The organism is Algibacter sp. (genome assembly GCF_029245835.1).
Taxonomy (GTDB): Bacteria; Bacteroidota; Bacteroidia; order Flavobacteriales; family Flavobacteriaceae; genus Algibacter_B.
Genome location: NZ_JAQWOO010000058.1, coordinates 1 through 6,338 on the forward strand (window position 1 = coordinate 1; position 6,338 = coordinate 6,338).

Annotated in this window: 2 protein-coding genes and 1 pseudogene; all 3 read left to right on the top strand. The window is 32.2% G+C overall.

Translation table 11 applies throughout. The annotated features are described in order from the left end of the window. A partial coding sequence (locus tag P8K68_RS09335) for a T9SS type A sorting domain-containing protein (protein ID WP_300249947.1) occupies positions 1 to 246 on the top strand: 246 nt, incomplete at its 5' end. A 294-nt stretch (positions 247 to 540) separates the two neighbouring features. After that, the gene (locus P8K68_RS09340; protein WP_300249950.1) at positions 541 to 4,197 is read left to right on the top strand and encodes a LamG-like jellyroll fold domain-containing protein; all 3,657 of its coding nucleotides are present in this window, start codon (positions 541 to 543) and stop codon (positions 4,195 to 4,197) included. A 474-nt stretch (positions 4,198 to 4,671) separates the two neighbouring features. Beyond that, positions 4,672 to 6,338, top strand: a pseudogene (locus P8K68_RS09345) (hypothetical protein); the annotation flags it as partial.

The following is a 6,338-nucleotide window of genomic DNA, read 5'->3' on the forward strand; positions in this document are numbered from 1 at the left end:
GTTAGTCAAAACTATATTTATTATCAGAATACAAGCAACACGTTATATGTTAAAAAATTAAACAGTGCTGTTAGAAAGCTCTCGTTAATCAATATGCGTGGACAAGCAATTATGGAGTTCACAGATGTTTCTAGAGAGCGATTAGAAAACGGTATACAATTCAATAATGTATCCACAGGCGCTTATGTAGTATGTATACGAACAGACACAAACGAGATGTTAACTAAAAAGATTATTGTGAATTAAAAAAGTAAGTGATAATCTGCATAAAAATATATTTTAGAAGCTAGAAAATAATGGTTCATAACTTTTAAAAAAAGCACTTAACCGGAGTTATTTGTTGTTTTATCGTAAAAAAACACACTTCATCCTTGTTTTATTGAAGGTTAATTCTTAATATTGTTGCTGTTAATTTGTTAAAAATCATGTTTTTTTGGAAAGTACTTCTCTCAAGTATTATTACAAGCAGTCCATTGTATTAAAAGTATCATTTTTTAGTATATAATTAGCTAGTTCCCAAAAGCTATTAAAACTTAACCAATGAAAAAAAATATACTTTTTAAAGTACTTGTTTTATTTGTATTGTTATTTTCTAGTACAACTTACGCTCAAGATTCTGATGGAGATGGGGTGTTAGATATAGTTGATTTAGATAACGACAATGACGGTATATTAGATTCTGTTGAAAATGGATCTACCTCTGAAAATATTGCCTTAATAGGATCCGTAACCTCAAGTTCTGTAGGTTGGGGAGGGGTAATGTCAAGAATAAATGATAATAATACAAATGGTAGATGGAGTTCACGTTCAGTTGGGCATACCAGTGGCTCATCAAAGTATGATTGGGTAGACATAGATTTAGGAAGTTCAAATTATATTAAAAATATTGTTGTTTGGAATAGAACGGATTGTTGTTCAAATAGATTGACAAATGTTTTCTTAATGGTTTCCAAAACTCCATTCCCTTCAAATTATAATTTAGAAAAAGCTAAAAAAAATGCACTTTTTATTCATCAATTTGGAAAATCAAATAACGTAATTTCTATAGATACTTCTATAGGTCAAGAAGGAAGGTATGTTAGAATACAAAAGTCTGGAAAAAACCCAGGGGGAAACTGGCTAAATATAGCAGAAATACAAGTTTTAACGTCGAGTGATTATGATCGTGATGGAATACCAAATTATTTAGATTTAGATAGTGATGGAGATGGAATTCCTGATAATGTTGAGGCTCAAACTACAACAGGTTATATATCCCCTTCGGGTAATGTAAATCAACACGGAATAGATATTAACTATCCTGACGGCATAACACCAGTGAATACTGATGAGGCTGATAATCCGGATTATTTAGATTTAAACTCTGATAACCAGGGTGGGAATGATACTGAAGAAGCAGGAATATTACTTGCAGATAGCGATATGGATGATGATGGTTTGGATGATAATACAGATGCTATTGCTGGTTATTCTGATGCTAATGGGACCATAAATAATCCCGCTAATTTACCAGATATAGATGGCGATGTTAATTTAGGTGGCAATGTGGATTTCAGGGATTATTATGATTTTATTATCCCTTCTAGAGCATCTTTATATTTTAATAGTATAGATAATTATTTGTCTAGAGAATCACTAATAGACGGATTGAATGAAGTAACCATTATGACATGGGTGAAAACTGATTCCGGGAATTCAAAAGACATGACTATAGCTGGTGAAGCATTATCATGTAGTTTGTGGTTTAAAGAAGGAAATAGACCCATGTTTACTATAAAAACAAGTAAAAATGGTGAAAAAACAATTGGAGATTGTCGTACATGCAATAATGTTAAATTTGATGAATGGCATCACATAACAGGAACCTATTCTAGTACTTCGGGGTTAATAAAACTCTATGTTGATGGGTTATTAATAGATAGTTATGAAGTGTCTAATAAAGGCCAATCTATTTTGGCGAGTTCAAATGCAAATGGAACATTTGAAATAGGAAGGTATTCAGACAAAAATGTGGATAATCAATATTTTAAAGGAAATATTGATGAAGTTAGAGTGTTTAATAAGGCATTAACAGATAGTCAAATACAGGGCATGGTTTATCAAGAAATTGAAAATAATTCCGAAAATGTTAAAGGTGTTTTGGTTCAGAAAGATATTCAAGATAGCTCAACAAAAAGTACTATTTCATGGAATAATTTAATAGCTTATTATCCAATGACGGATATCAAAAACACTTCTATATCAGATTTTTCGGGGTATAATAAAAACATTCAAATTCATAATATAGAAACAATACAGGAGCAAACAGCCCCAATGCCCTATGAAACAGCTTCAGATGGCGCATGGACCAGTAAGAATACCTGGTTGCATGGTGATGTATGGGATATTGAAGATATATCAGCGAATAAAGACTATAATATCATAAGAATAAAAAATGATATTACAATTTCAAACTCTATTACTACTAGTGCACTAATTATTAATGAAGGAAATAAATTGACAGTAGAAGGGGATAATTTTATTAAAAATACATGGTATTTAGAATTAAATGGTACTTTAGATTTAGAAAATGACTCGCAATTAATACAAACGGTAACAAGTGATTTAGTCACCTCATCGACCGGTAAAATATTACGACGTCAAGAAGGTGCATCTAGTCCATTTTGGTACAACTATTGGTCGTCCCCAGTAGGCGAGTTAGGAGCCACAAATTTAACAGATAATAATGCCCCAGCAAACAATCCAAACAATACGCCCTTTAGTTTAAACATGCTAAAAGACGAATCTGGCTTTAATGCTTCGTTTACATCAGGTTATACAGGTAATGGAAACATAAGTACGTATTGGTTATATACATTTATAAATGGTAAGACCTATTGGGATTGGGCGCAAATATCAACATCAACAGATTTAAAATCTGGAATAGGTTACACTCAAAAAGGTACAGGAACAGCCGCGACAGAACAGCAATATATATTTGAAGGCAAACCTAACAATGGTACTATTTTGATAGATGTGGAAGATGTAGGCGGACCAGGATCAGTAGCCAACGTATCTAAAACAGAATATCTTGTAGGTAATCCGTATGCCTCAGCAATAGATATATATAAGTTTATAGATGATAACGAAGGTGTTATAAATGGGACTATACAAATCTGGCAACAATGGGAAGGTGCTTCTCATTATCTTAACGAATATCAAGGCGGCTATGCACAAGTAAATAAATTAGGATCTACAAGAGCTCGCCAGTTTAATGGTTCTTCTAAATTCAATAGTGAAACAAAGGGTCGTGGATTAATAATTCCAACTAGATACATGCCGGTAGGCCAAGGTTTTATTGTTGAAATTATAGCAAATGGTCAAGTAGAGTTTAATAATAGCCAACGTGTTTTTATCAAAGAATCCGATGCAGATGGTAGCTATAATAATGGTTCTACATTTTCAAAAACTACAAAAGGGAAATCATCAAAAGGAAATGCGTCAAAAGAAAATGAAGATAATGCCCCAATACAAAAAATCCGATTAGAGTTTAACTCGGTTACAGGTCCAGAAACAAGAAGAGAACTCCTATTAGGATTTAGTGATTATACAACGGATGCATTTGATTATGGTTATGATTCAAAAGCCACAGAATACAGCAATAACGATTTAAATCTAGAATTAGAGGGCCAGCATATGAATATCCAAGCTTATGCATCTATTACAGAAGATAAGGTGGTGTCATTAAATTTCAGTTCATCAGGCGATAATACCTTTGAGATACGAGTTTCAGATCTAGAACATATAGCAGCAGATCAAGCTATATATTTAAAAGATAATCTAACTGGTACTTATTTTAATTTAAGAGAAGATACGGCTTATGGGTTTAGCTCAGGGCAAGGGGTTTTCAATGATAGATTTGAAATCGTCTTCCAAAATGAACAAGAGCTTTTAAGCACGGAAGAATCATTAGTTAGTCAAAACTATATTTATTATCAGAATACCACCAATACGTTATATGTTAAAAAATTAAGGACTGATGCTGGGAAACTATCGTTAATCAATATGCGAGGGCAATCTGTTTTAGAAATGGCAGATGTTTCAAGAGAAAGATTAGAAAACGGCATACAATTTAGTAATGTATCAACAGGCGCTTATGTAATATGTATTCGAACAGAGGCAAATGAGGTACTTACTAAAAAAGTTATTGTGAATTAAAAATGTAAGTGATAATCTGCATAAAAGATTAATAATTTCTCCCAAAAAAAGCAAAAACAATAAATCTACAAAGATATTTTATGTGGTTTGACGTATAAAACAATCACTTTGTCTATATATTATTAGTTTTTGTCAAATTTTTATTTCATATTTGTAGTACTATTATTCAAAATTATGAATAATAGTAATGATAACAGAAGCGCTCTTCCCTCAAGTTTAGTTTCAAAATGCTATTATGAAGTCTGTTTTAATTTATTTTTTTGTAAATTAAAAAGTCGATTAACTGTGACTTTGTTAATTAGAAAGTGTCTAATAAACAAAGGCTTAAATCATAGATAAATAATATACTTTTATGTATTTCATCGATGTTATTTAAACTTGAATACAGTTAATAGGTTTTTTTTCATTTAAAAAAAATAAAGGATATAAACGACTGATATTAAGTTGATTTTGATTTGCCCAAATCTATTAATTATGAAAACAAAGTTATTTTTATGTCTACTTACGGCATGCTCTTTTTTCAACACATTAATGGCTCAAAACTCACCATTAAAGATAATAGTGAGGTGGCCTAATGAATCTTACGAACAAAAAGTTGAAGTTTACAATACCGCAAATGATTTAATATTAACATTGTGTGACGATACACAATGTTATACAACAACACAAATAGCTCCTGATGACAGATATAGTGTAAAATACGATTTAGGCTGTGTTCCAAACGGTGTTAATTATTATTTAAAATTATATGATGCCGGAAACAATGGATGGAATGGCGGACGAGTAAAAGTGAAAATTGACGGTACAGAAGTGGTTAATGATACTGGTTCTGGAGCCAATACTGCTGGACAAACTATATTTTTTGATGTATCTGGAGGTGATGCAAAATGTAGTTCTATTCCAGATTTAGATCAAGATGGTATAGGAGATTATTTAGATTATGATGATGATGGTGATGGAATTCCTGATTCAGTTGAAAACTTAGGGGAAGACAGGTTTGAATGTACGCTACCTCCCTTAAATTTTGAAAACGGATATTATGATGGTCCTGCAAGTACAGGAGCTATTGGTACTGTTGGTGCAGTGTATAGGTTTGGTAATACTATTGCTGGCTATGATGTACTCATGGAAATTACCGAATTAACAAATACTACAATTGCCAATATTGATGATGACACTATAGGCATTCCTGAATATTTACAAACGACACTTACTTTTTCAGGAACAGGAACACCTGGAGCAACGTTTAATTTTACAATTGTAAATGCTGGTACTACTACGCCATCAACAAATATATTTAGAGTTAACGGAATTACTTGGGATTGTGATGGTGTAACAAATTTATTAGAGTCTGTTATTTATTATAGTCCAGCCGCTTATGGAATTGAAAACCCTTCAGACATAACAATAACAGATTTAGGATCTAATAATATAGAAATGACTTCTGGTGATGTAACTGTTAATGGGTTTTCAACATTACCATGGTTAAGATCATATTTTCAGTTTATTGGTAACTCTTTTTCTATGAGAATGCAAGCCATTAAAACATCAAGCTCTTCATCTACTCGTCAGTTCATGATGTCTTTTACACAATGTGAGTTTTTAGATTTTAATTCGAATAATTTAACAATTATTACAGGTGAGGATTTTGATAATGATGGTGTTTATAATCACTTAGATTTAGACAGTGATAATGATGGTATACCCGATAATATTGAAGCGCAACCTACTGTAGGTTATTTAGCACCAACAGGAACTGTAGCAACTACCGGAATAGATGTGGCATACGGTGCAGGCTTGAATGCTGTGTTTACAGATTTTGATTTTTTCCCAGATTTTTTAGATTTAGATAGTGACAATGATGGCTTGTTAGATATCGAAGAAAACGGGATGGCAGATAGCATTACCTTGTTTTCTGATGGCGATAATGATGGTCTTGATTTACTTTTTGAGGGATCTGATTTGAATGATCCGAATGACCCAAATGATGATATAGATAACCCTTCAGATTTAACAATTTTACCAGATGCGGATGGTGATTTAGCATCAGGCGGTGATTTAGATTACCGCGATTTATTTGATGTTAATCCACCATCATCAGCTACCATAGATTTTGATGGTGTAGATGATTATTTAGATAG

Coding starts and splice junctions, on each gene's coding strand:
- P8K68_RS09340 (WP_300249950.1), top strand. CDS start 541: ATGAAAAAAAATATACTTTTTAAAGTACTTGTTTTATTTGTATTGTTA.